This window comes from Massilia sp. P1_C10, from assembly GCF_056406475.1.
In genome coordinates, this window is the sequence record NZ_JBFUAC010000004.1 from 186,885 (window position 1) to 210,485 (window position 23,601).

Annotated in this window: 19 protein-coding genes; 3 read left to right on the forward strand and 16 right to left on the reverse strand. The window is 66.9% G+C overall.

The window, feature by feature from the left end:
- Position 1: 1 nt before the first annotated feature.
- The 10 genes from AC1D02_RS10870 to wrbA all read right to left on the reverse strand — a co-directional run bounded on the left by AC1D02_RS10870 (position 2) and on the right by wrbA (position 12,333).
- Positions 2 to 490, reverse strand: a complete 489-nt coding sequence (locus tag AC1D02_RS10870) for a dihydrofolate reductase (RefSeq protein ID WP_477316612.1) — start codon at positions 488 to 490, stop codon at positions 2 to 4.
- Positions 487 to 1,281 carry a thymidylate synthase gene (thyA, locus tag AC1D02_RS10875; RefSeq protein ID WP_477316614.1) on the reverse strand — a complete coding sequence of 265 codons (795 nt, stop codon included), beginning with the start codon at positions 1,279 to 1,281 and terminating at the stop codon, positions 487 to 489. The genes AC1D02_RS10870 and thyA overlap by 4 nt, the downstream gene beginning before the upstream one ends.
- A gap of 35 nt (positions 1,282 to 1,316) precedes the next feature.
- Positions 1,317 to 2,402 (reverse strand): threonine aldolase family protein, encoded by a 1,086-nt coding sequence (locus AC1D02_RS10880; RefSeq protein WP_477316616.1) that lies wholly within the window; start codon positions 2,400 to 2,402, stop codon positions 1,317 to 1,319.
- A 48-nt stretch (positions 2,403 to 2,450) separates the two neighbouring features.
- Entirely contained in the window at positions 2,451 to 4,373 is a 1,923-nt protein-coding gene (locus AC1D02_RS10885) for a methyl-accepting chemotaxis protein (RefSeq protein WP_477316618.1), read from the reverse strand.
- A 115-nt stretch (positions 4,374 to 4,488) separates the two neighbouring features.
- Positions 4,489 to 6,306: an ABC transporter transmembrane domain-containing protein gene (locus tag AC1D02_RS10890; RefSeq protein ID WP_477316620.1), complete on the reverse strand. Its 1,818-nt coding sequence runs from the start codon at positions 6,304 to 6,306 to the stop codon at positions 4,489 to 4,491.
- A 20-nt stretch (positions 6,307 to 6,326) separates the two neighbouring features.
- Positions 6,327 to 7,391 carry a lipocalin-like domain-containing protein gene (locus AC1D02_RS10895; RefSeq protein WP_477317151.1) on the reverse strand — a complete coding sequence of 355 codons (1,065 nt, stop codon included), beginning with the start codon at positions 7,389 to 7,391 and terminating at the stop codon, positions 6,327 to 6,329.
- The gene (locus AC1D02_RS10900) at positions 7,391 to 9,916 is read right to left on the reverse strand and encodes an FtsX-like permease family protein (protein ID WP_477317153.1); all 2,526 of its coding nucleotides are present in this window, start codon (positions 9,914 to 9,916) and stop codon (positions 7,391 to 7,393) included. The genes AC1D02_RS10895 and AC1D02_RS10900 overlap by 1 nt, the downstream gene beginning before the upstream one ends.
- 2 nt (positions 9,917 to 9,918) lie before the next feature.
- The gene (locus AC1D02_RS10905; RefSeq protein WP_477316622.1) at positions 9,919 to 11,328 is read right to left on the reverse strand and encodes an FAD-binding oxidoreductase; all 1,410 of its coding nucleotides are present in this window, start codon (positions 11,326 to 11,328) and stop codon (positions 9,919 to 9,921) included.
- Positions 11,318 to 11,722, reverse strand: coding sequence for a DUF2069 domain-containing protein (locus AC1D02_RS10910; RefSeq protein ID WP_477316624.1), 405 nt, complete (start codon positions 11,720 to 11,722; stop codon positions 11,318 to 11,320). The genes AC1D02_RS10905 and AC1D02_RS10910 overlap by 11 nt, the downstream gene beginning before the upstream one ends.
- Positions 11,722 to 12,333, reverse strand: a complete 612-nt coding sequence (gene wrbA, locus AC1D02_RS10915; protein ID WP_477317155.1) for an NAD(P)H:quinone oxidoreductase — start codon at positions 12,331 to 12,333, stop codon at positions 11,722 to 11,724. The genes AC1D02_RS10910 and wrbA overlap by 1 nt, the downstream gene beginning before the upstream one ends.
- A gap of 110 nt (positions 12,334 to 12,443) precedes the next feature.
- Between wrbA and AC1D02_RS10920 the strand changes: the two genes are divergently transcribed.
- Complete coding sequence (locus AC1D02_RS10920; protein ID WP_477316626.1) at positions 12,444 to 13,736, forward strand: YihY family inner membrane protein; 1,293 nt, start codon at positions 12,444 to 12,446, stop codon at positions 13,734 to 13,736.
- Between the two features lie 3 nt (positions 13,737 to 13,739).
- On the opposite strand, the gene AC1D02_RS10925 is transcribed toward AC1D02_RS10920, so the two are convergent.
- From AC1D02_RS10925 to AC1D02_RS10935, 3 genes are read right to left on the reverse strand one after another with little or no spacing between them, the layout of a single operon-like run.
- The gene (locus tag AC1D02_RS10925) at positions 13,740 to 14,045 is read right to left on the reverse strand and encodes an Mpo1-like protein (RefSeq protein ID WP_477316628.1); all 306 of its coding nucleotides are present in this window, start codon (positions 14,043 to 14,045) and stop codon (positions 13,740 to 13,742) included.
- A complete protein-coding gene (locus AC1D02_RS10930) occupies positions 14,042 to 14,851 on the reverse strand; it encodes an alpha/beta fold hydrolase (protein WP_477316630.1) in 810 nt (269 codons plus the stop codon). Before AC1D02_RS10930 ends, AC1D02_RS10925 begins: the two co-directional genes overlap by 4 nt.
- A gap of 1 nt (position 14,852) precedes the next feature.
- A complete protein-coding gene (locus AC1D02_RS10935) occupies positions 14,853 to 16,163 on the reverse strand; it encodes an O-acetylhomoserine aminocarboxypropyltransferase (protein WP_477316632.1) in 1,311 nt (436 codons plus the stop codon).
- A gap of 172 nt (positions 16,164 to 16,335) precedes the next feature.
- Between AC1D02_RS10935 and AC1D02_RS10940 the strand changes: the two genes are divergently transcribed.
- On the forward strand, positions 16,336 to 16,788 hold the full coding sequence (locus AC1D02_RS10940; RefSeq protein WP_477316634.1) for a CBS domain-containing protein: 453 nt from the start codon (positions 16,336 to 16,338) through the stop codon (positions 16,786 to 16,788).
- A gap of 6 nt (positions 16,789 to 16,794) precedes the next feature.
- Here the strand turns inward: AC1D02_RS10940 and AC1D02_RS10945 are convergent, their stop codons facing one another.
- Positions 16,795 to 19,056 (reverse strand): EAL domain-containing response regulator, encoded by a 2,262-nt coding sequence (locus AC1D02_RS10945; RefSeq protein ID WP_477316636.1) that lies wholly within the window; start codon positions 19,054 to 19,056, stop codon positions 16,795 to 16,797.
- Positions 19,057 to 19,275: 219 nt separating this feature from the next.
- On the opposite strand from AC1D02_RS10945, the gene aroC reads away from it, so the two are divergent.
- Positions 19,276 to 20,379, forward strand: a complete 1,104-nt coding sequence (gene aroC / locus AC1D02_RS10950) for a chorismate synthase (RefSeq protein ID WP_477316638.1) — start codon at positions 19,276 to 19,278, stop codon at positions 20,377 to 20,379.
- On the opposite strand, the gene AC1D02_RS10955 is transcribed toward aroC, so the two are convergent.
- Complete coding sequence (locus AC1D02_RS10955) at positions 20,376 to 21,860, reverse strand: HDOD domain-containing protein (protein ID WP_477316640.1); 1,485 nt, start codon at positions 21,858 to 21,860, stop codon at positions 20,376 to 20,378. The two genes, aroC and AC1D02_RS10955, sit on opposite strands and share 4 nt — an antisense overlap.
- Positions 21,857 to 23,572: a putative bifunctional diguanylate cyclase/phosphodiesterase gene (locus AC1D02_RS10960; protein ID WP_477316642.1), complete on the reverse strand. Its 1,716-nt coding sequence runs from the start codon at positions 23,570 to 23,572 to the stop codon at positions 21,857 to 21,859. The genes AC1D02_RS10955 and AC1D02_RS10960 overlap by 4 nt, the downstream gene beginning before the upstream one ends.
- Positions 23,573 to 23,601 lie beyond the last annotated feature (29 nt).

Here is a 23,601-nt window from a genome sequence, read left to right on the forward strand (position 1 = left end):
GTTAGTTCGCTTTACTGTAAGTGACGAAGGAGTAGTCGTAGCCATTCGCGTCGGAATGGTGTTTTTCGCGCGCCGTTTCGATCCACTCGCCGGGCGGCAGCGGTGGAAAGAAGGTGTCGCAATCGAAGGTGTGGTCGATTTCGGTGATCTCCAGGCGGTCGGCCAGGTGCATCGATTCGCTGAAGATCTGGGCGCCGCCAATGATGCAGGCGTCCTGGTCGCCCGCCAGCGCGATGGCGTCGGCCAGCGACGTAACCGCATCGACGCCGTCGTGGCGCCAGCCGGCGTTGCGGGTGACGACGATATTCTGGCGGTTCGGCAGCGGCCGGCCGATCGAGTCGAAGGTCTTGCGGCCCATGATGATCGGGTGGCCGGTGGTGAGGCGCTTGAAGTGCGCCAGGTCCTCCGGCAAATGCCACGGCAGCTTGTTGTCCACGCCCATGCCATGCTGCGCGTCGATCGCCACGACGATGGTCAGGTGCTTGCTCATACGGCCACCGGCGCCTTGATGTGCGGATGCGACTCGTAGCCGGCGATCTCGAAGTCCTCGAACTTGTAGTCGAACAGCGTGTCGGGCTTGCGCTTGATGACCAGCTTGGGCAGCGGCAGTTCGGCGCGCGACAGCTGCAGCTCGACCTGCTCGAGGTGGTTCGAGTACAGGTGGCAGTCGCCGCCGGTCCAGATGAAGTCGCCCACCTCGAGCCTGGCCTGCTGGGCCATCATGTGGGTCAGCAGCGCGTAGGAGGCGATGTTGAACGGCACGCCCAGGAAGATGTCGGCGCTGCGCTGGTACAGCTGGCACGACAGCTTGCCGTCGGCGACGTAGAACTGGAACAGCGCGTGGCAAGGCGGCAGCTTCATCTTCGGCACGTCGGCCACGTTCCACGCCGAGACGATCATGCGGCGCGAATCGGGGTTGTACTTGATCTGGTCGAGCACCTGGGTGATCTGGTCGATGTGGCTGCCGTCCGGCGCCGGCCAGCTGCGCCACTGGTAGCCGTAGATCGGCCCCAGCTCGCCGTCGGCGTCGGCCCAGTCGTCCCAGATCGAGACGCCATTTTCTTCGAGGTAGGCGATGTTGGTCGAGCCTTGCAGGAACCAGATCAGCTCATGGATGATGGACTTCAGGTGGAGCTTCTTGGTGGTCACCAGGGGGAAGCCTTCCTGCAGGTTGAAGCGCATCTGGTAGCCGAACACCGAGCGCGTGCCGGTGCCGGTGCGGTCGGTCTTGACGGTGCCGTGATCGCGCACGTGGCGCATGAATTCCAGATATTGGCGCATGTGTGAGCTCTCTGTATGGATAGCGTGATTGTAGCTTATCGGGCGAGGGCGGCGCTGAGAAGGCCGAGGCCACCGCGCACGGCGCCGTCGTCCATGTTTAGCAGATTATCGCCGACGTACAGTTCGACCACGCTGGATTCCGGCAGCGCGGCGTGCGATGCGCGGCCGAACAGCCAGACGCCGTGCTTGCGAGCGATCTCGTCGCGGATGGCCAGCGCGCGCTCGCGCGAGACGGGCAGGTGAAGGTGCAGCATGTTCGCCTGCGGGCGCGCGGGATTGGGCTTGATCAGCGGGTGCGCGCGCAGTTCGTCGTACAGCCATTCGGTGCGCGCGAAGCAGGCCGGGAAGGCTGCCAGGCGCTGGTCGAACTGCATCGCGGCCGACACCACGTAAGGCGAGCGGTGGACCACGTTGCCGCCTTCGCGGCGGAACCACTCGGCCGCGCGCGCGACGAACGCGGCGCTGCCGGCCAGCATCGAGCCGCCCAGGCCGCCGATGCCTTTATATAGCGAGACGTAGACCGAATCGGCGCCGGCCGCGACGTCTGCGGGCGCGCGGCCATAGCCTGCGGCGGCTTCCCACAGGCGCGCGCCGTCGAGGTGCAGGTGGACGCCGCGCTCGCGGCAATGGGCCTTGATGGCGTCCAGTTCGTCCCACGACGGGTTCTGGCCGCCGATCTCGCGCATCGGCACTTCCATGCCGGCGGCGCCAAGTTTGTCGGGCACCGCGGCCAGGTCGTCCACGGTCCAGGGACGGTGACGGTCGCCGACCTGGAGCGCGTCGAAGTGGCCGAGCAGCTGGTAGTTGGAGCGTTCGTGGACGAAGATGTGCGAAGTCGGATGCAGTGCCGCCAGGCGGCTGCCGCGGTCCTCGCAGGCCAGGCGCAGCGCGGTGACCTGGGCCATCGTGCCGCTGATGCAGAACACCGCCGCTTCGAAGCCGAGGATGGCGGCGACCTTGCGCTCGAACTCCTGGATCAGGGCGCCGCTGCCGTAGACGTCGTGGGCGATGGCGTGCTGTTCGCACCAGGCGGCCATCGAGGCATACATCTGGGCCGGGGTGCGCGCTTTATGGCCCGGGAAAACGGTGTGGCAGGCTGCTTGCAGTTCGGCGTCGGTCAAGGCGGGCTCCTGGGGGCGAGACCGCAAGTTTACACCGAATCGACCGCGTCAGTGCTCCAGCAGCGCAGGACCCTTCGCCGCCAGCTTGAACAGCCGCACCGCCTGCGCCAGCGCCGCCGCCTGGTCCTGCATCGCCTCGGCCGCGGCGCTGGCTTCTTCGACCAGCGCGGCATTCTGCTGCGTGGCCTGGTCCATCTGCGCAATCGCGCGGTTGACATGCTCGATGCCGCCGCTCTGTTCCGCGCTGGCGGCACTGATCTCCGCCATGATGCCGGTTACGCGGCCCACGCTGGCCAGCACTTCGTTCATCGTCACGCCGGCGTCGGCCACCAGCGAGCTGCCCAGGTCGATCTGGTCGACCGACGCGCCGATCAGTCCCTTGATTTCTTTCGCCGCCGCGGCGCTGCGCTGCGCCAGGTTGCGCACCTCGCCGGCGACGACGGCAAAGCCGCGCCCCTGCTCGCCGGCGCGCGCCGCCTCGACCGCCGCGTTCAGCGCCAGGATATTGGTCTGGAACGCGATGGCGTCGATCACGCCGGTGATGTCTTCGATCTTGCGCGAGGACTGGTGGATCGAGTTCATCGTGTCGATGACCTGGGCCATCATGGCGCCGCCTTTTTCAGCGACGCGGGACGCGTTCACCGCCATGCTATTGGCTTGCCTGGCATTGTCGGCGTTCTGTTTCACCGTCACGGTCAGCTGCTCGATCGACGTGGCGGTGGCGGCCAGGTTGGACGCCTGCTGCTCGGTGCGGGCGCACAGGTCCATGTTGCCGGTCGAGATTTCGCTCGAAGCGGTGGCGATCTGTTCGGCCCCGGCGCGCACGTCGCCCACCACCGACGACAGGTTGCGGCTGATGCCGTTCATTGCTTCGGCCAGAGCGCCAATCTCGTCGCGCCGGTTACTGTCGACGCTGACGCTCAGGTTGCCGCCGGCGATCTCGATGGCGGCGTCGCGGGCCAGGCCCAGTGGGCGCGTGACGACGTTGCGCACCACCAGGAACAGCAGCACGGCGAAGATCGCCAGCGCGCCGAGGCCGAAGCCGATGTAGCGGTTGCGGACCTGCGCCGCGCCACGGGTGATTTCGTCGTTGTAGGTGCCGCCGGCGACGACCCAGTTCCACTCCGGGAAGGAGCCGTAGGTGACGGTCTTGACGCGCGGCGTGCTCTCGCCTTTTTCGGCGTTCAGCCACGGGTAGCTGACAACGCCCGATTTCGCTTCGAGCATCTCCCTGATGAAGAAATGGCCGTCGGAGTCTTTGCTCTCGAGGATGTTGGCGCCTTCCTTGGCAGGATGGACCAGCAGCTTGCCGTAGTCGGCGCCCGGGGTGGAGTTCAGCACGAAGAAGTAGCCGGTGTCGCCGACCTTGATCTGCTTGATCCTGGCCGTCAGTTCCTTCATGCCGGCGGAGATGTCGATGGCGACCGCGAAGACGCCGATCACGCGGCCGTCTGCGGCCTTGATGCCCTCGTAGCGCACCATGTGCTGCTTGCCGCCCAGCGCGGCGAGCAGGGTGGCCGGCCGGCCGTCGCGCAGGGCGAATGCGGGGACGGGCAGCGGCGCGGAGCCGGCGGCGCGCACGAACTGGCGCCCATCGAAGGCGAATGCGGCGGCGCCGGCGCCGGTGCGGGCGGTGAAGCGGGTGAAGGTGTCGGCGTTGAGATCGGCGCCCTTGAACTTGAGCGCGGCGCCGTCCAGCGCGAACTCGCCGTCGAAGTCGGCGGCGAGCGCCCGGCTGACGCCCAGGGCTTCATGCGACGAGGCCTGGTTGAACAGCGCCGCCATGCCGAGGATGCCGCGCAACTCGCTGGCGGCGCTGGCCGAGGCGCGCGCATCGAGCATCGACGCGGTGGTCAGGCCGATGGTGTAGACCAGCGCGCCGAGGATCAGGCCGACGAGGGCGAACGTGAACGCGGTGATTTTGGATCCGACGCCCCAGTTGGCCGGATTGATTGCGGTGCTGCTGCCCATGAAACTCCAATGCTATACATACAACGACGAGGGTCGGCATCATAGCATCGGTGTTGCATCGCGGAAATAGACGTTTCCTTCCAATTAATGTCTTGTTGCGACCCAGCAACGCAACTTAGTGCACCACGTGGACGCTGTGGAACTGCAGCGCGGCCAGGTTGGCGTAGATGCCGCCCAGCGCGACCAGCGACGAATGGGTGCCGGTTTCGACGATGCGGCCGTCTTCCATCACGATGATGCGGTCGGCGCGCTGCACCGTCGCCAGGCGGTGCGCGATGATCACCGTGGTGCGGCCGACCATCGCCGCCTCCAGCGCGCTTTGCACCAGCCGTTCGGATTCGGCGTCGAGGGCGCTGGTCGCTTCGTCGAGCAGCAGCAGCGGAGGATTCTTGAGCAGGGCGCGCGCGATGGCGATGCGCTGGCGCTGTCCGCCGGACAGGCGCACGCCGCGCTCGCCAAGGAAGGACTTGTAGCCCTGCGGCAGGCGCTCGATGAATTCGTGGGCGGCGGCCAGCTTCGCGGCCTGAATCACTTCGGCGTCGGTGGCGCCGGCGCGGCCATAGCGGATGTTTTCCATCGCGTCGGCCGAGAAGATCACGGTATCCTGCGGCACGATGCCGATGGCGTCGCGCAGCGTGTGCAGGTCGAGCTGGCGGATGTCGACGCCGTCGAGCGTGATGGCGCCCGACTGCGGGTCGTAGAAGCGCAGGAACAGCTGGAACAGCGTGGTCTTGCCGGCGCCCGAAGGGCCGACCACGGCGACCGTCTCGCCGGGCTTGATCGACAGCGACAGGTGCGACAACGCCGCCGTTTCGGGGCGCGACGGATAGTTGAAGGTCACGTCCTTCAGCGCCAGGGCGGCGCCGTTGGCGGCGCGCGCCGGCAGCGGCAGCGGCTTGGCGGGGTTCTGGATGTTGGAGCGCGCCGACAGCAGTTCGAGCAGGCGCTCGGTGGCGCCGGCGGCGCGCTGCGCCTCGCCCATCACCTCCGACAGCGCGCCGATCGAGCCGGCCACGATCGAGGCGTACAGGATGAATTGGCCGAGGTCGCCGCCGGTCATGGTCCCGGCCAGCACCGCGTGGGCGCCCAGCCACAGCACGAACACGATGGTGCCGAACACCAGCACGATCGCCACCATCGTCAGCAGCGAGCGGGCGCGGATGCGGCGCATCGCGGTCTGGAACGCGCCTTCGACCGAGGTGCCGAAGCGGGCCGATTCGATTTTCTCGTGGGTGAAGGCCTGCACCGTCGGCATCGCGTTGAGGATTTCGCCGGCCATGGCGGAAGCGTCGGCGATGCGGTCCTGCGAGTCGCGCGACAGCTTGCGCACGCGACGGCCGAACAGCACGATCGGCGCCACCACCAGCACCAGCAGTCCGAGGATGATCGAGGACAGCTTGACGCTGGTGACGAACAGCATCACCAGGCCGCCGAGGAACAGCAGCGTGTTACGCAGGGCCATCGAGATGCTGGTGCCGACCACGGCCTGGATCAGCGTCGTGTCGGTGGTAATGCGCGACAGGACCTCGCCGGTCTGGGTGGTTTCGAAGAACTCGGGGCTCTGGTCGACCACGTGCCTGTAGACGGCGCTGCGGATGTCGGCGGTGACGCGCTCGCCCAGCCACGACACGGTGTAGAAGCGCGCGGCGGTGGCCAGGGCCAGCACGGTCGCCACCCCGAACAGCGCGAGGAAGGTCAGGTCGACGTTCTTGATGCTCTTCGCGCCGGCGGCCGCGCCGAAGCCCAAATCGATCATCTGCTTGAAGGCGGCGGGAATGGCCAGCGTGGCGCCCGCGGCGATCACCAGCGCGAGGCCGGCGAGCATGAACTGGCGGCGGTAGGGACGGAGGAAGGGGAACAGGCCCTTGAAGGCGGCGAGGCTTCCCTTGCGGTTCGAATCAGGCTGCGTGCTGCTGGTGGAGCTGTTGGTCATCGATTATTTTCGGTGTTATTTTAAAGTTTCATCGGCCGTTCGTAGCCCGTCAATTCCAGGTACCCATGCCCGGCCGGCGCGCCATTGCGCTCGATCGTGACGGCGCCTTCCCAATACACGGCGCCGGTCGAGCGCCGCGCATCGAGCTCCTGGTCTTCCTGCAAGGGCTTGATGCTCCAGCTGACCGCGCCGGTGACGATCGTGGCCGCCACCGGATACACGGCATTGGTGCGCGGCGACTTCCACCGCGCCAGCGCGGTAAAACTGACCTGGCCTGGCGCATACTGCGTCACCTTGCCCGATGCATCGCGCAAGGCCGCGTGGGCCCATAGTTTATCACCTTGCTTGCCGCGAATCTGGAAAGCCATCAGGGCTGAGCCGTCGTCGAGGTTCGCGCCGAGCCAGTCCCACCCGGAGGCGTCCGGATCGAGCGCCTGGCTGGACCACTCGTGATCGAGCCAGGCGGTGCCGGCGACCTTCACAGGCGCCGTGCCGGCGCGGCCGGCCACGCCGCTGACTTTCAGCTGCGGCTCGCTGTAGTAGTAGCTCGCCTGCGCGGCGTGCGGGCCTTTGCGCGAGAAGCCGGCGTCGCCTTGCACCATCATCGGGCCGGATGGCGCCAGCTTCAGTTCGAGCGCCAGCTCGGGCGACTTGATGTTCACCGTGTAGACGCCGTCGGCGCCGCGCACCATGCGCCAGTCGTCCAACTTGAGGTCGGTTATGCGAGATCTTGCATAATTTATGCCGAAGCCTTCGCGGCCGCTGCGCTGGTCGTGCGCCAGCTTGCCCAGCGACGGATCGGAAATTGCGGCGTGCGCCATGATCAGCTGTTTCGGCGCGAACGCGCTGGGATTGGCGTCGTTTGCTTCGGTGCGGCTGCGGAAAAAGGTGACCTGGAAGCCGAGCGGCTTGCCATCCGGTTTGGTCAGCCAGCCGGTGACGTACCACCACTCGGTCTTGAATTCGGGATGGGCGCCGTAGTCATTCGGGAAGCTGAGTGCTTTGCCAGGCGTGACCGGCGCGAACACCGGTGCTGCAAGAGTGCATTGCGCCACCAGCAGAAGCAGTGCGAGCAAATAGCGCATCACCAGTCCTCCCTGACGGCGCGAATCGGGCCGCCGGACAAGGCGTAGCGGCCGGAGACCAGCGCGGTCAGCACCGACGCGATCATCAGCAGCAACGCGACGCCGGCCAGCAATCCCCAAGGCAGGTGCAGCTGCATGGTCCAGTGGAAGGACTGCGGGTTGACGACGAATACCAGGATCAGGCTGATCAGAAGGCCAAGCGCGAAGCCGCAGGCGACGCCCAGCGCTGTCAGCGAGCCGCCCTCCAGGGCAAGGATGCGCAGGACCTGGGCGCGGGTGACGCCGACGTGGCGCAGCATGCCGAACTCGCGAGAGCGCGCCAGCGTCTGCGCGGAGAAGGTCGCGGCGACGCCGGACAGGCCGATGGCGATCGCGATCGCCTCGAGCAGGTAAGTGACGGCGAAGCTGCGGTCGAAAATCTTCAGGCTGATGGCGCGGATCTGGCCGGGGCTGGCCAGCTGCAGCGCGGCGCCGAACGGCAGGGCGTGCAGGCGTTCGGTGACCTTGGCCACATCCTGAGTCCAGATGGCGGCGTCGCTGACTTCCAGGTCGCCGGTCAGTGCGCGGTAATCGGCCAAGCGGATCTGGACCGAGCCATTCTGGCTGGCGTAGTCGCGCCAGGCGCCGGCAATGAAGAACGGGCGTAGCTGGCCATTCAGCGGGATTCGCATCGTGTCGCCTGCCTTGATCCGGTACAGGTCCAGCATCGCTTCGGACACCCACGCCGGCATGGCGCCAGCGGGTGGCGCCGCGGTCGGCCCGACCATCACCATCGCCTTGCCGGGATCGGCCGCATCGATGTCGCGCGCGATCAGCGTCACGGCAGGCCGCGCGGCGTCCAGCGAGATCGGGCGGGAACGCAGGAACTGGATGCGGGTGACGCCGGGCAGGTTGACCATCGCAGCTTGCTGATCCGGCCCGAACGACGCAGTATTGCCGCTGGCGGCATTGCGCACGTACAGGTCGGCCGGCAGGATCTGCACCAGCCAGTCATCGACCGACACGCGGAAGCTCGACACCATGATCGCCATCGCCACCATCAGGCTGAAGCTGGCCAGCACGCCGCCCAGCGCAATCGCGGCCTGTCCCGAGGCGTTGGCCAGCCGCGCGAGCGTCAGCGCGGGAACCGGATGCTGGCGGCTTCGCATCGCGATCCGGTTGATGGCGCCGAGCACCGTGGCGGCCAGGCGCGGCATCAAGCCTATTCCCCCGATCAGCAGAAGCGCGATGGCGAAGTAGCCGAACAGGGGCAGCTCGAACAGCGGCGGCGCGCGCGTCAGCAAGGCGGCGGCCAGCAGGCAGGCAATCGACGGCCAGATACGCGCAAGCCCGGACAGCGCCGATTCGTCGCTGCCCGACTTCAGGGCAACGGCGGGCGCGGCGCGCGCCGCTTCGAGCGCCGGCGCCAGGCATCCGAGCAGCGCGACGCCGAAGCCCAGCACAAAGAAAACGCAGGCGGCGACCGGCGCGAAATGCACGGTCGGCCGCACGCCGCTGAAGAAGCCCGCGCCGAGGTCCGCGCCGAAGAAGTGCAGCGCCGCCGCGGCCAATCCATACCCGCCGGCGATGCCCAGGGCCGCGCCGATCACGCCGAGGCTGGCGCCTTCCAGCAGCACCTGCGTCAGCAACTGGCCCCGTTCGACGCCCAGCACCCGCAGCAGCGCGAACTGGCTGCGGCGCCGGATGACGGAAAGCGCCTGCGTCGAAAATACCAGGAAGGCGCCGGTGAACAGCGCGACCAGCGCGAGCACGGTGAGGTTGACGCGGTAGGCGCGGCTGAGCGTGTTGGTGCGGCTTTCCTGGTCGGCGTCGTTCGGCTGTGCGACCTGGAAGCGGCCCGGATAGTCGCGTTCCAGCGAGGCAGCCAGCGCGCGCTCGAAGGCATTCCTGTCGACGCCTTCGCGCAGCTTCAGGTCGATGCGCGACAGCCTGCCGACGCGGTTGAAGCGCCATTGCGCCGCGCCGATGTCCATCACGCCGATGCGCTGGCCGGCGCGGGCGCGCTGCACGCCTCCCGCCACGCGCATGCGGATGTCGTGCGAACCGGCGCGCAGGGCGACGGAGCCGCCGGTAGATATCTTGAGCCACTCCATCGCCGCGGGCGCCAGGAACACCGCGTCGTCGGCCAGCATGTCGAACGGCTTGTCGGTCGCGCCCAGCAGGTCGGGCGACACGGCGGCGGCGCGGAAGGGATCGACGCCGATGATCTTCAGGGCGCCGCGCATGTTCGGCACGCCGGCGTCGACTTCGAGCACTGGGGACGCGACCGCTACGCCTTCGCGCTGCGCCAGCACCGGGTAGACAGCTTCGTCGAACAGCGCCTCGCGGCCCGATACCTGGATATCGGCCTGGCCGGCCAGGCTCTTGACCGCCGCCGAAAACTCATTGAAGGCGGCGGCATTGATCAGGTGGATGGCGAACCCCATCGCCACGCCGACCGCGATGGCGGCGATCGCCAGCAGCGCGCGCACCGGATGCGCGCGCCATTCGCCGAGCAGCAGCCAGCGCGAGAGCAGGCCGGGCAGGGTCACAAGATTTTGCCGGGGTTCATGATGCCGAGCGGGTCGAGCGCGGCTTTGATCGCCCGCATCATGTCGAGTTCCACCTTCGATTTGTAGCGCGCCAGGTCGTCGCGCTTGAGGGCGCCGATGCCGTGTTCGGCCGAGATCGAGCCGCTCGCTTCATCGACGCTGTCGTGCACGATGCGGTTGATGGCGTCCTGGTGGGCCAGGAATTCGTCATGCGGCTGGCCTTCGGGAGGCGCGACATTGTAGTGCAGGTTGCCGTCGCCGAGGTGGCCGAAGCACACGACCTGGCAAGCCGGGAAGGCCTGCTGCAGCTTGGCGTCGGTGCTGTTGATGAAGTCGGCGATGCCGGAAATCGGCACCGAGATGTCGTGCTTGATGTTCTTGCCCGCCGCGGCCTGCGCCAGCGGGATGTGCTCGCGCAGGTGCCACAGCGACTGCGACTGCGCGCTGGACGTGGCCAGCACCGCGTCGTCGGCCAGGTCGCGCTCGACCGCGAGGTTCAGCGCATCCTCCAGCAGGTCGGCCGCATGCTGCTCCGACTCGCTGCTCGACACTTCCAGCAGCACGTACTGCGGATGGCGCCTGGCGAATGGCGTCGGCAGGTGCGGGAAGTGGGTTGCGACCAGCCGCAGGCAGTAGTCGGACATCAGTTCGAAGCCGGTCAGGCTGGCGCCGCACTGGTCCTGCATCAGGTTCAGCAAGGCCAGCGCGTCGCGCGGCGCGGCCAAGGCGACCAGCGCGGTCATCGAGCCTTTCGGCTGCGGGAACAGCTTGAGCACGGCGCCGGTGATGACACCCAGCGTGCCTTCGGCGCCGATGAACAGGTCGCGCAGGTCGTAGCCGGTATTGTCCTTGCGCAGACCGCGCAGGCCGCTCCACAGTTCGCCGTGCGGGGTGACGACTTCGAGGCCGAGGCACAGGTCGCGCGCATTCCCGTAACGCAGGACGGCGGTGCCGCCGGCATTGGTCGACAGGTTGCCGCCGATGGTGCAGCTGCCTTCGGCCGCCAGCGACAGCGGGAACAGGCAGCCCTGCTGCGCAGCCGCTTCCTGGATGTTCTGCAGGATGCAGCCGGCGTCCACCGTCATCGTGCGGTTGACCGGGTCGAGCGCGCGGATGCGGTTCATGCGCGCCAGCGACAGCACCACCGCGGCGCCGCTGGCGTCCGGCACGCTGCCCAGCACCAGGCCGGTGCGGCCGCCCTGCGGCACCAGGGCGATGCGGTGATCGGCGCAGGCGCGCACCAGCTGCGCCACCTGAAGCGGGTCGTTCGGCCGCAGCACGGCCAGCGCGCGGCCGGTGAAGCGGCCGCGCCAGTCGGTCAGGTAGGCGGCGCAGTCGGCGGCATCGGTCAGCACATGCTCCGGGCCGGCGATGTCGCGGCAGCGCTGCAGAAAATCAGCACTCATGTTTGGTGGATTTGACCTTGTCGAGCAGTTCCTTGGCCATCCTCTTGGCGGCCTTCTTGTAAGGGCGCAGGTACAGCAGCGCACAGGCGAAGTAGACGCATACCAGCACGATCTCGCCGATCGCCATGTAACGCGACAGCGCGACAGTGTCGCTCCATGCGCGCACCACGCCTTCGGTGAAGTACAGCAGGATCACCATCGATGACCACTGCAGCGTGTAGAGGTCGCGCTTGAACACGCCGCGCAAGGGGATCAGCAGCGGCAGCGCCTTGAGCGCCATCAGCGAGCCGCCCGGGTGCAGCGGCGCGACCCACATCTCCCAGAATACCAGCCACGCGATCAGCGCGATCAGGCTGACGATCGCGCCGACGTGGAAGACCTTGTTCGATTCCATCAGCAGGCTCCTTGCAGTGCCGACGCGGTCAGCGCGAGGCGCCGGCCCAGAGCGATCGCAAGCCGCTTCTCGTCTTCCGTGATGCCCTTGTCGCCGTCGATGCCGGACCAGTGGGTGGCGCCGTACGGGCTGCCGCCACTGGAGGTGGTCATCAGTTCCGGATGCGTGTACGGCAGGCCCATGACCATCATCCCGTGATGCAGCAGCGGGATCATCATCGACAGCAGGGTCGATTCCTGGCCGCCGTGAAGGCTGCCGGTCGAGGTGAACACGACCGCCGGCTTGCCCGACAGGGTCCCGGCCAGCCATTCGGTGGCGGTCCCGTCGAGGAAGTACTTGAGCGCCGCCGCCATGTTGCCGAAGCGGGTCGGCGAGCCGAGCGCGAGACCGGCGCATTCGGCCAGGTCTTCCTTCGCGACGTAGGGCGCGCCATTGGGCGGGATCTCCGGCGCGGTCGCTTCGGCCACGGTGGATACGGCCGGCACGGTGCGCAGGCGCGCGTCGACACCGGGAACGCTTTCGATCCCCTGGGCGATCAGTTCGGCCAGCTTTCGCGTGGCGCCGTGGCGTGAGTAGTACAAAACGAGAATTATCGGATTGGTTGGGTTCATCATTGGTATTATAGGGCCGTTTACACAGGGACAACCACCGCCGGATGCTTTCAAAAACCGTTCATACACTTTCAAGGTCGACCAGCGAAATGATCAGCGGGAGCGTGGACATGGTGCGCGGACTGACGTGGAGCGAGGCGCGCGACCTGTTCCGGTTTGCGCGGCGCCGGCTGACCGAAGAGCGCCTGCCGCAGGTGGCTGGCAGCCTGACCTTTACCACCACGCTCGCGCTGGTGCCGCTGCTGACCATCGTGCTGGCGATCTTCACCACTTTCCCGGTCTTCAATTCCTTCCGCGCCTCGCTCGAGGGCTACTTCGTGCAGACCGTGATGCCGAAGGGGATAGCCAATACCATCATCGGCAACCTGACCCAGTTCGCCAGCAAGGCGACCAAGCTGTCGGCCGTCGGCGCGGTGGCGCTGCTGTTCACGTCGAGCGCGATGATGGGCATGGTGGAGCGGGTGTTCAACCAGATCTGGCGCGTCAAGCGCGCGCGTCCGCTGGCGCAGCGCGTGCTGATGTACTGGGCGCTGCTGACCCTCGGACCGCTGCTGTTCGGCCTTTCGCTGACGGTGACGTCGCAGCTGTTCCTCGCGACGAACGACCTGACGCGCACCGTGCCGCTGATCGGCGCGATCTTCTACACCGTGCTGTCGATCGGACTCACGACCGGCGCCTACACGCTGCTGTTCATGGTGGTGCCGAACCGCTTCGTCGACTGGCGCGATGCCGTGTGGGGCGCCCTGGTGGCGGCGGTCGCGTTCGAGATCGCCAAGCGCGGCTTCGGCGTCTTCATCAAGCAGTTCCCGAACTACACGATCATTTACGGCGCGCTTGCGGCGCTGCCGCTGTTCCTGCTGTGGATGTACCTGTCGTGGCTGATCACGCTGGTCGGCGCGCTGATCACCGCCGCGCTGCCGGTAGTGAAATACGAGCGCTGGTGGCATGCGCCGGTGCCGGGCGGCGCCTTCGTCGATGCGATGGCGATCCTTAAGGTGCTGCACGGCGGCGCGCGGCTGAGCAATTCGGCGCTGGTGTCGAGCGCGACGATTCGGGGGCATACGCGCATCGGCTTCGACGAGATGACGTCGCTGCTGGAGCGGATGGTGGCGGTTGGCTGGGTCGGGAGGGTGCTGGCCGAGACCGCCACCCGCTCGCGGTGGGGCAAGCCGATCAGGGAGGGCGCCGACAACTGGGTCCTGCTGGTCAATCCGGAGAAGATCAAGATCGCCGATGTGTACCGGCTGTTCGTGTTCGGCGGCGTGGCCGTCGACGCGGGAGCGGCGAAGGATTTGCAGGCGTCGGCGCTGACGCTCGATACCAGCTCGCTGGCGAAGCGCGTGGAGGTGGCGGTTGAGCAGGGACTGGACCAGACGCTCGCCGAGCATTTCGCGGCGGCGTAAGCTTTACCAAGTCAGCTTACCGGTCAGCATCTGCCAGTACATCACCCAGTCGGCGCGGAAAGAATACAGGGGCTGGGCAAACGACGCCGGCCGGTTCTTCTCATAATAGAAGTGGCCGATCCAGGCGCCGCCATAGCCGCACACCAGCGCCGCAGGCACCCACCAGACATTGCCAGTGCCGATCGCCAGCGCGATGCACGCGAGCGCCAGCGACGATCCGATGAAGTGCGTGCGCCGGCACATGCGGTGGGCATGCTGCGTCAAGTAGAACGGATAGAACTCGGCAAAGCTAGTAATGCGCGCACTCATGACAATCCTTTCGCGAACGACGCCAGCGCGTCGAGCACCGCGCCAGGCTGCTCGGTCATCAACGAGTGTCCCGCGTCGACGTGGACGATTTTGCCCTGCGCGACCGCCGACGTCAGCAGCTTGGTCGAGCGCGCAGGAGTCATCATGTCCTTGCTGCCGAAGATGAACAGCACCGGGCAGGCCGCCGCGCGCGCCGCCGCTTCACCGTTCTCGTACGCATTGCAGGCGGTGAAGTCGGTGTAGAACAGCTGCGCCGGATTGATGGCAGACATGCGCTGCATCAGCCGCCGCGCGGCGCCCATCGTGCTGACGCCCGAAAGCGGGCAATCCGGATTTTGCGCCGTCATCGAATGCGACCAGATGTTGACCATGTCGATCGCAGTTGGCTCGTCGTTCCTTGCGGTGTCGAGCAGGGCGTCGGCGACCTTCATCGGATAGGTGGTGCCGATCATCGCGAGGCCGGTGACGCGGTGCGGCGCCTGGTGCGACGCCTCCAGCGCGATCAGGGACCCCATGCTGTGGCCGATCAACAGCGCGCGATCGACGCCGGCGGCGTCCAGCAGCGCGATCAGCCATCCCGCCATCGCTTCGACGCTCGTCAGCGCGTCGCCCTTGCTGCGGCCGTGGCCCGGCAGGTCCACCGCCAGCACGTTGAAGCCGTGATGGGCGAAATAGCGCGTCTGCAGGATCCACACCGAATGGTCGTTTTGCGCGCCGTGGACGAACACCGCGGTCGGCTGGGCCGGATCGAACGGCTTGCCGCCGGTGTAGCAGTAGGCCTCATTGCCTTGCACGTCGTAGATCACGTCAGGCTCCTTTCTGCGACAGCTTCAGGCCGCGCGCCAGGTCGCCGATCAGGTCGTCGACATTTTCCAGGCCAACCGACAGGCGCATCGTGCCTTCGCCGATGCCCGATGCCGCCAGCTGCTCGCCCGGCACGCGGAAGTGGGTGGTGGAAGCAGGGTGGATCACCAGCGACTTGGCGTCGCCGACGTTTGCCAGGTGCGAGAACACCTGCAGCGAATCGACGAAGCGCCGGCCCGCCGCGCGGTCGCCCTTGATGGTGAACGAGAACACGGCGCCGCAGCCCTTTGGCAGCAGCGTGTTGGCCAGCTCGTAGTCCGGATGGGTGTCGAGTTCGGGATACGACACCGATTCGACCGCGGGATTGGCGAGCAGGAATTCGACCACCTTGCGCGTGTTGGCGACGTGGCGCTCCATGCGCAGGCTGAGCGTCTCGATCCCCTGCAGCACGGCGAACGCGTTGTGCGGGCTCATGACGGCGCCGAAGTCGCGCAGGCCTTCGCGGCGCGCGCGCAGGGCGAACGGCGCGACTGTCGATTCTTCGGCGAACACCATGCCGTGGAAGCCCTCGTACGGTTCGCACAGTTCGGCGAAGCGGCCGGATTGTTCGTAGGCGCGCTGCCAGTCGAAGGTACCGCCGTCGACCAGCAGGCCGCCGATCGCGGTGCCATGCCCGCACAGGAACTTGGTCGCCGAGTGGAATACCAGGTCGGCGCCGTGGTCGAATGGGCGCAGCAGGTAAGGCGTGGTGAAAGTCGAGTCGAGCATCAGCGGCAGGTGATGCTCGTGCGCGATTTCGGCCACGCGCGGGATGTCCAGCACGTCGAGGCCGGGATTGCCCAGCGTCTCGGCGAACAGCACTTTGGTCTCGGGCCGGATCGCGGCGCGCCAGGCGTCAAGGTCGCGCGGATCGACGAAGCTGGTCTCGATGCCGAAGCGCTTGAGCGTGTAGGCCAGCAGGTTGTGCGAGCCGCCGTACAGCGCGCGGGAGGCGACGATGTGCGATCCGGCCGCGGCGATCGTGGCCAGGCCGAGGTGCATCGCGGCCTGGCCGCTGGCGGTGGCGATGCCGGCCACGCCGCCTTCGAGCGCGGCGATGCGCTCTTCCAGCACGGCGTTGGTCGGATTCGAGATGCGCGAGTAGACGTGGCCGGCGCGCTCCATATTGAACAGCGAGGCCGCGTGGTCCGAGTCCTTGAAAGCGAACGAGGAGGTGAAGTAGACCGGCGTCGCGCGCGCGCCGGTGGTCGGGTCGGGCGTGCTGCCGGCGTGCAGCGACATGGTGTCGAAACCGGGATATTTTGGGCCGCTCATGATGTGCTCATCGACAGATTTGAATGGCCCGAATCGTAGCATTTATTCCAATGGCCGATGTTGCTTTGTTTAGCCGCAAAGCTGGATTTTTTGCTACGGTTAGGCTACATTCGAATCATGCCTGATGCAAACGCAATCAGCCTCACCAAACCACGCGACAAGGGCGGCCATCATGAAAGTCTCTGAAATTCTCCAAGTGAAGGGCAACATCCTTTACACCGCCAATCCTGACATGCTGCTGGTCGATGCGGTCAACACGATGGCCGAGAAGGACATCGGTTCGCTGGTGGTGATGGAATTCGGCGACCTGGTGGGGATGCTGACGTTCCGCGAAGTGATCAAGGTGCTGCACAAGAACGGGGGCGCGGTCGGCGTCGGCACGGTGCGCAAGCACATGGACGACCATCCGATCACGGTCACGCCGGACACCGAAGTCAATGAAGTACGCCGCATGATGCTGGAGAAGCACGCGCGCTACCTGCCGGTGATGAATGCAAAAACGCTGCTGGGCGTGATCTCGTTCTACGACGTCGCGCGCGCGGTGCTGGAAGCGCAGAGCTTCGAGAACCGCATGCTGAAGGCGTACATCCGCGACTGGCCGGCCGAGACCGAGCAGGAAGACTAAATTCTCTCAGGCGGCACGCGTCTGCGCGTGCTCGCTCAGCCAGTCGTACAGCGCCGGCGGCGACATCGGCCGCGCAAACAGAAATCCCTGTGCCATCGGACAGCCCAGCGCATGCAGGATATGCGCCTGGCGCTCGTCTTCCACGCCTTCGGCCACCACCGACAATCCCAGGTTGCGTCCCAGCTGGATCACCATCTCGGCGATGCTGCTGCCGCGCGCCGACCCGGTGATCTCGGTGACGAAGGCGCGGTCGATCTTGAGGCGGTCGATCTGCAGTCGCTGTAAATACGACAGCGACGAGAAGCCGGTGCCGAAGTCGTCGATCGCGATCGTCACGCCGATGCGCTTGACCTCGGCCAGCATTTCGATCAGCAGGCCCGGTTCTTCCATCGCCATCGATTCGGTGATTTCCAGTTCGATGTACTTGGCCGGCGCGCCGGTGTCCTGCAGCGCGGAGCGCAGCATCGCGAGGAAGCCGGGATGGCGGAACTGCACCTGCGATACGTTGACCGACACCGTGAAGTCGAGGTGGCCGGCGGCGCGCAGGCGCACCAGTTCCGCACAGGCGGCGCGCAGCACGTATTCGCCGATTTCGATGATCAGGCCTGAGTATTCGGCGATCGGGATGAAGCGGGCGGGCGAAACGAAGTCGCCGTTGGCGGTCTGCCAGCGCAGCAGCGCTTCGGCGCCGACCGGGCGCCGTTCGGCCAGGCAGACCTGCGGCTGGTAGACGACGAACAGTTCGCCGCTGGCGAAGCCGGTGCGCAGCGCGTGCATCATGCGCACGCGTTCGCGGATCTCGACGCCCATGCTGCGCGAGAAGAAGAAGTGGCCGGAACGCTGCTGCACCTTGGCGCGCTTGAGCGCGATGTCGGCGTCCTTGAGCGCGTCGGCGCCGCTGCCGTCATGCTCGCCGAGCCGCACCAGGCCCAGCGTGGCGGACACGCGCACATCCTGGCCGTCGATCGAGAACGGGGTCTGGAACAGGGCGTGGATCGCGTCGGGATTGACCGCCGCCGCGTCGCCCAGCACGCTGAAGATGTCGCCGCCGATGCGCGCGATGGTCAGGTGCCGCCCGAGCCGCGATTGCAGCCGCGCCGCCACCGCGACCAGCAGCAGGTCGCCGAACTGATGGCCCAGCGCGTCGTTGGTCTCGGCGAAGTGGTCGAGGTCGACCAGCGCCAGCGTGGCGCTCTCGCGCGCCGGCCCGGCCAGCGTGGCGTCGAGGATTTCGACCAGGCGGGTACGGTTCGGCAGCTTCGAGAGCTGGTCGTAGAAGGCGGCGTTGTGCAGGTGGCTGACCAGTTCGACGTTGACCAGGCCGACCGACACGTTGCTGCAGAAGACGTCGAGCAGGCGTTTCTCGATGTCGTCGAGCGGGCGCGCGAGCGGCACGTAGGCGGCGAAGTCGCGGCTCGCCTTGCCGCCGAAGTAGAGGGTGGCCGATTCGGGCGTGAAGATGCTGGCGCGGCGCGACAGCGCGCGGCCGATCGCTTCGGACGCCTGCGGGTCGACCTGCGGGGTCAGCACGCCGCCGCCGAGGCGGCAATACGCGCCGGCGCACGCCATCACCGGCAGATGCTGGGCGCGCGTGTCGGCCGGCTCGTGCGCGCACAGCACGCCGTTTTCTTCGGTCTCGAGGATGTCGGCGACCTGGGTCAGCACGCCTGACGCGAAGTTCTTCACGCCGTGCAGCGACATCAGCTCGGTGCTGGCGCGGACGATCTGGTCGAGGCCGCGGCGGCTGCTGTTGATCGCGCGGATCTGCTCATACGAGCGGATCGCCGCCGTCACCGTCGTGTACAGCTTGATGCGGGTGAGTTCGGACTTGGTCTTGTAGTCGTTGATGTCGAAGTCGCGGATCGCGTCGATTTCGGGCGCGTAGCCCGGCTGGCCGGTACGCAGGATGATGCGCACATCGTGCAGCTTGAGCGTTTCGCGGATGTAGCGCACCAGGTGAAGGCCGGCGTCGTCCTGCTCCATCACCACGTCGAGCAGGATGACGGCGATGTCGGATTCGTGGCGCAGCATTTCGCGCGCCTGCGCGGCCGAATAGGCGTGCACGAATTCGAGCGAACGCTGTTGCATGTCCAGGTTGCCGAGCGCGAAAGTCGTGGTCGAATGAACATCTTCGTCATCGTCGACGATCATCACCCGCCAGACGGCATCGCAGCCATCGCCCGGTTGCGCCGTCGTTTGCTCATCCAGGAATACCAGGTCGTCGTGATCGTCCTTGACAGCTTCTAAGGGCGTACTCGATGGGGGCATGTGTGGCTTCTCCTGGATTCACGAAACGTGTGGCGACCCCAGTATATAGTGGTTTGCGAAAGGCAAGCGCATTTCGATGACTTGGAAACAAAAAACGGTAGCTGGGAGTAACTAAATTACGACATTGGTGCAGGACCAAGAGTAGCTGCCGGGCGGCCGCCGATGCGCTTTTGCCGCCACTGGTAGAATTGACCATTCCTTCACTCGACCCCCACTCCCATGTCCGGCAACTCATTTGGCAAGCTGTTTACAGTCACGACTTTCGGCGAATCGCACGGACCGGCGATCGGCTGCGTCATCGACGGCTGCCCTCCGGGCATGGCGCTGTCGGAGGCCGACATCCAGCCCGACATGGACCGGCGCAAGCCCGGCACCTCGCGCCACGTGACCCAGCGCCAGGAACCGGACACGGTGCAGATCCTGTCGGGCGTGTACGAAGGCCTGACCACCGGCACGCCGATCGCGCTGCTGATTCCGAACCAGGACCAGCGCAGCAAGGACTACGGCAACATCGCCGAGAGCTTCCGCCCGGGCCACGCCGATTACACCTACTGGCACAAGTACGGCGTGCGCGATCCGCGCGGCGGCGGGCGCTCGTCGGCGCGCCTGACAGCGCCCGTGGTCGGCGCCGCGGCGATCGCCAAGAAGTGGCTGAAACTGAAATACGGCACGGAATTCATGGGCTGCATGAGCCAGCTGGGCGACATCGCGGTGCCGTTCCAGGGCTGGGAGCACGTGCGCGACAATCCGTTTTTCGCGGCCAGCGGCGACGCCGCGCTGATCGAACGGATGGAGCAGGCGATGGACGAACTGCGCCGCGCCGGCGATTCGATCGGCGCGCGCATCGAGGTGGTCGCGCGCAACGTGCCGGTCGGGCTGGGCCAGCCGATTTACGACAAGCTCGATGCCGACATCGCCTACGCGATGATGGGCATTAACGCGGTCAAGGGCATCGAGATCGGGGCCGGCTTCCGCTCGGTGGCGCAGAAGGGCTCGGAGCACGGCGACGAGCTGACGCCGGAAGGCTTCGTCGGCAACAACTCCGGCGGCATGCTCGGCGGGATCTCGACCGGGCAGGACATCACGGTGTCGATCGCGATCAAGCCCACGTCGTCGATCCGCACGCCGCGCCGCTCGATCGACAAGGAAGGCAATCCGGTGACGGTGGAGACCTTCGGGCGCCACGATCCGTGCGTCGGGATTCGGGCCACGCCGATCGCCGAGGCGATGCTGGCGCTGGTGCTGATGGATCACGCGCTGATGCATCGGGCGCAGTGCGGGGACGTGCGCGTCGACACGCCGGACATCGCCCGCAGTCGCTAGCTGCCGGCGACCAGCTCGACCTGGCGGCGCCGGTCGACGCTGCGCGCCACCAGCGCGCGCACTTCGTTGAGCAGCACGAATTCGGCCTGGTTCAGCGCGATCGCCGGGAAGCTCTCGTCCCAGTCGCCGTAGATGAATCCGACCGGCTTGCCGTCGCTGCAGATCGGCAGGATGACGAAGCTGCGCGCATCCGACAGCGAGGACTTCCACCATTGCGGCAGCTTGGCGGCGAATTTCGGATCGCGCGCGTTTTCGATGAAGATCACCCGGTCGTTATTCAGCGCGGCGTGAAACACGTTGGCCTCGTAAGCGTCAGGGAAGCGCATCGACGCCAGCAGCTCGCGCACGCCGTCGCCAAATCCCATCTTGGCTGAATAATTGTGATCGCGGCGGTTGCGCATGAACGCCACCGCGCGCGAAAACGTCAGGCCCTGGTACGCCGTTTCGAGCGCCATCGACATCATCTGGCCGGGACTGGCGCTGGCGACGAAGTCGCGCATGTCGGACACGCCGCTGCTGAGGATCTTGTGGCCTTCGGCGCGCTTGCGGTTGCTGGCCAGCGCCCGCGCGCGGCGCTCGGCTGGCTTCGACAGCGGCGCGATCGTCAGGTCGGCGGCCGCGGCGACCTTGGCTTTTTCGACCGCCAGCAGGATCTTTCCCGGCTCGACCCCGAGCATGTCGGAGAACTCGCTGGCCAGTTCGGCCACGCGCGCATTGCCCGCCTCGTCGTCGTTCCACAGCGAGTCGGCGCATTGCGAGGCCATGGTCGCCAGGGCAGACAGCCAGTCGGCGTGGCTGAAGCCGTCCGCGCGCTCGCCCGCTTCGACGCGGCGCATGCCGGCGATCAGGTTGCGCGGCAAGCCCCAGTTCTCGGCGGCGGCATGGCCGATCTGTTCCATCGTCAGCCCCAGCACGTCCGGCGCGGCGGCGTCTTCGTTGCCGGCCCCGCTGTGTTCCTGCAGGCGCGCCCACGCTTCCGGCATGTAAAAAGTGATCATCATGCGACCGAGCGCATGCAGCATCGAACAGACCACGGCTTCTTCCGGATTGGGTGTCGACGCGGCCAGCGCCACCTGCTGCGCGACCATCCCGGACAGCACGGCCTTTTCCATTTCCACGTGCGCGATCGACGGGTCCGACGAGACGGTCGACAATTCCTCGACCAGTTTCAGGCCGAGCGCCAGGTGGCCGATGGCGTCGGTGCCGAGCACCATGATCGCCTTGGTGACGGTGTTGACGCGCTGGCCGAAGGCCGCATACATGCCGCTGTTCGCCAGGCGCAGCACTTTTTGCGTGAGCACCGGGTCGGTCAGCACGGTCTGCGCCATGTCGAACTGATGGTCGTCCTCGCCGCGCATGGCGCCCAGGATGGCGCCGATCGCGCGCGCGAAGCCGGGCATGTCGCCGCGCTGGCGCACGCGCTCCCACAGCAGGGCGAGCGTTGCGACGGCGGCCGGCGATTGCGATAACGGTTTGCTCATGTGGCCTCCGCCCGTTTGTCGCCCGGCAGGAACGCCGCGTACAGGTCTTCCTTGAGCGCCGCGAGGGCGACGTGCGCGGTCATCGGCTTGCCGGTCAGGTAGCCCTGGATGTACTGGCAGCCGCCTTGCTCCAGGAAGTCGAGCTGCTGCTCGGTCTCGACGCCTTCGGCCACCACCGACAGCTGCAGGTGGCGCGCCAGGTCGAGCACGGCGTTGCAGATGGCGCCGTCCTTTTCCGACGCCGGCAGGTCCTTGACGAAGGCGCGGTCGATCTTCAGCACCGAAATCGGGAAGCGCTTCAGGTAGGCCAGCGACGAATAGCCGGTGCCGAAATCGTCGATCGCGATGCGCGCGCGCCGTTCGGCCATGCGGGTGAGGATGGTCTCGGCGTGGGCCGGATCGATCATCAGCGTACCTTCCGTGATCTCCAGCACCAGCTGCTCGCCGCGCAGGCCGGAGAAGGCGAGGGCCTCGTCCAGCACGTCGAGGAATTTATCGTTGCGGAACTGGCGCGGGCTGATGTTGACCGAGATGTACAGCTCGCGCCTGGCGGCTTTCTCGAAGCTTTTCAGCTGGACGCAGGCCGCCCTCAGGGCCCACGCGCCGAGCAGGTTGATCAGGCCATTGGTTTCGGCGATCGGGATGAAGCGCGCCGGCGGCACCATGCCCAGCGTCGGGTGCTTCCAGCGCATCAGCGTTTCGAAACCCTGGATCTGGCGCGAGGAGGTGTCGACGATCGGCTGGTAGTACAGCTGGAATTCGCCTTCGCGTACGGCCTGGAACATCGCCGCCTCGAGCGAGATGTCGTGCTGCGGCGGGCCGGCCTGGCCGGGACTCCACACCACGCACCGCGCCTTGCCGGTTTCCTTGGCGCGCGAGAGCGCCGCGTCGGCCAGCGCAACCAGCCGCACTTCGTCTTCGGCGTGCTGCGGATACACCGCCACGCCGATCGAGGCGCCGATGTAGATGGTGTGGCCTTCGACTTCGAACGGCGATTGCAGCGTTGCCAGCAGGCGCCCGGTGACGAGCTTGATCTGCGCTTCGGTGAAGGTGCCCGGCAGGACCGCGACGAATTCGTCGCCGCCCACGCGCGCCAGCGTATCGCTGTCGCGCAGCGTCTTGCGCAGGCGCGCCGCGGCCATGCGCAGCATCGCGTCGCCGATCGGGTGTCCCAGGCCGTCGTTGACTTTCTTGAAGCCGTCCAGGCCCACCGTGGCGACCGAAAAGGCCTGGCCGGAACGGCGCGCGTGCGCGATCACCATGCGGATCCGGTCCGTCAGCAGAAGGCGGTTGGGCAGCTCGGTCAGCGCGTCGTGGGTCGCCATGTGGCGCAGGCCGTCCTCGGTGGCCAGCTGCTCGGTCATGTCGCGGCCGACGGCAAACAGGCCCTCGCCCATGCGCGAAATGCGCAGCTCGAACCAGATGTCCCGGTCGGGCGTTTTCAGGCGCGCCCGCACCAGCACGGGAGCGGTGCCGGCGGCATTCGCGATGGCCTCGCGCAGCGCGGCATGCTCGGTCTCGGCGGCGAGGGCGGCGAGCAGGGCGCCGCGCGCTTCCACGGGGGCGCCGAGCAGGCGCGCGGTGCGCCGGCTGGCGGACAGGATGCGGCCCGCGCAATCGAGCCGGAACGCGCAATCGCCGGCCGCCTCCATGAGATGATCCAGCTCATGATCGAATTCCTGCTTGGGCACGGAGAGTGAGCTGGCGCGCATCGTAAAAATTCAGGCCTTCTGTCGAGTGG

Coding starts and splice junctions, on each gene's coding strand:
- AC1D02_RS10870 (WP_477316612.1), bottom strand. CDS start 490: ATGAGCAAGCACCTGACCATCGTCGTGGCGATCGACGCGCAGCATGGC.
- thyA (WP_477316614.1), bottom strand. CDS start 1,281: ATGCGCCAATATCTGGAATTCATGCGCCACGTGCGCGATCACGGCACC.
- AC1D02_RS10885 (WP_477316618.1), bottom strand. CDS start 4,373: ATGGGCAGCAGCACCGCAATCAATCCGGCCAACTGGGGCGTCGGATCC.
- AC1D02_RS10890 (WP_477316620.1), bottom strand. CDS start 6,306: ATGACCAACAGCTCCACCAGCAGCACGCAGCCTGATTCGAACCGCAAG.
- AC1D02_RS10895 (WP_477317151.1), bottom strand. CDS start 7,391: ATGCGCTATTTGCTCGCACTGCTTCTGCTGGTGGCGCAATGCACTCTT.
- AC1D02_RS10905 (WP_477316622.1), bottom strand. CDS start 11,328: ATGAGTGCTGATTTTCTGCAGCGCTGCCGCGACATCGCCGGCCCGGAG.
- AC1D02_RS10910 (WP_477316624.1), bottom strand. CDS start 11,722: ATGGAATCGAACAAGGTCTTCCACGTCGGCGCGATCGTCAGCCTGATC.
- wrbA (WP_477317155.1), bottom strand. CDS start 12,333: ATGAACCCAACCAATCCGATAATTCTCGTTTTGTACTACTCACGCCAC.
- AC1D02_RS10920 (WP_477316626.1), top strand. CDS start 12,444: ATGGTGCGCGGACTGACGTGGAGCGAGGCGCGCGACCTGTTCCGGTTT.
- AC1D02_RS10925 (WP_477316628.1), bottom strand. CDS start 14,045: ATGAGTGCGCGCATTACTAGCTTTGCCGAGTTCTATCCGTTCTACTTG.
- AC1D02_RS10935 (WP_477316632.1), bottom strand. CDS start 16,163: ATGAGCGGCCCAAAATATCCCGGTTTCGACACCATGTCGCTGCACGCC.
- AC1D02_RS10940 (WP_477316634.1), top strand. CDS start 16,336: ATGAAAGTCTCTGAAATTCTCCAAGTGAAGGGCAACATCCTTTACACC.
- AC1D02_RS10945 (WP_477316636.1), bottom strand. CDS start 19,056: ATGCCCCCATCGAGTACGCCCTTAGAAGCTGTCAAGGACGATCACGAC.
- aroC (WP_477316638.1), top strand. CDS start 19,276: ATGTCCGGCAACTCATTTGGCAAGCTGTTTACAGTCACGACTTTCGGC.
- AC1D02_RS10955 (WP_477316640.1), bottom strand. CDS start 21,860: ATGAGCAAACCGTTATCGCAATCGCCGGCCGCCGTCGCAACGCTCGCC.
- AC1D02_RS10960 (WP_477316642.1), bottom strand. CDS start 23,572: ATGCGCGCCAGCTCACTCTCCGTGCCCAAGCAGGAATTCGATCATGAG.